Here is a 982-nt window from a genome sequence, read left to right on the forward strand (position 1 = left end):
TCGTTCCACCTTGTCTACCGCTCTCATATGCCATCCGTAAACATGGGTACCTTGTATAATCCATCTCGCGGAAATGCAGTTTACCAATCGCAGCCAGATCTAACCGCTTTGTTGGTGTCACGAATCTGTCAGGATACGTTAAGGCATACTGAATCGGCACGCGCATGTCCGGGTTGCCCAGCTGGGCAATGATACTGTTGTCAACAAATTCAACATAGGAATGAATGACACTTTCCGGATGAATCAGAACATCAATTTGATCGTAAGAAAGGCCGAATAACCAGTGCGCCTCAATGACTTCAAATCCTTTATTCACCATTGTGGCTGAATCGATTGTAATTTTGGCTCCCATCGACCAATTCGGATGCTGCAAGGCTTGTTCAACTGTAACACCCTCTAAATCAGCGCGAGTACGATCGCGAAAGGAGCCACCGGATGCTGTGATCGTAATTTTGGAAATTTGCGATCTGTTCTCACCGTTTAAACATTGATAAATCGCTGAATGCTCACTATCAATAGGCAGTACAGCGACACCTTTTTTACGTACAGCTTCCGTTACGATGTGTCCTGCACTTACCAAAGTTTCCTTGTTCGCAAGTCCGATGTGTTTACCAGCATCTATGGCAGCAAGTGTAGGTTTTAGTCCCTGACTTCCAACCAGTGCAGTGACAACAAGATCAGCGTCCGTCGCGGCAGCTACTTCAATAAGTCCTTCTTCACCATAAACAACCTTCGTCCCTGCCGACACGTTCATCAGAACCTGATCCGCCAACTCCTTCGTTGCAACGGAGACAAGTTTTGGCTTAAACTGGTTAACTTGCTCAATCAATAACTTCGTATTATATCCACCAGATATAGCTTCAACTTGAAATTTCTCTGGGGCATGTTGAACGATGTCTAAGGTTTGTGTACCGATAGACCCCGTTGATCCTAAAATGGCAATTCGTTTCATAACTAAGCACCTCGCCCATGACAACTACAT

Annotated in this window: 1 protein-coding gene; it reads right to left on the reverse strand. The window is 45.2% G+C overall.

From position 1 onward, the window contains the following. Positions 1 to 952, reverse strand: a 952-nt coding sequence (locus tag AC1DUA_RS39040) for a 1-deoxy-D-xylulose-5-phosphate reductoisomerase (RefSeq protein WP_477504791.1), incomplete at its 3' end; no start/stop codon positions are given. Positions 953 to 982 lie beyond the last annotated feature (30 nt).

The sequence above is a fragment of the Paenibacillus sp. 01T422 genome, from assembly GCF_056398785.1.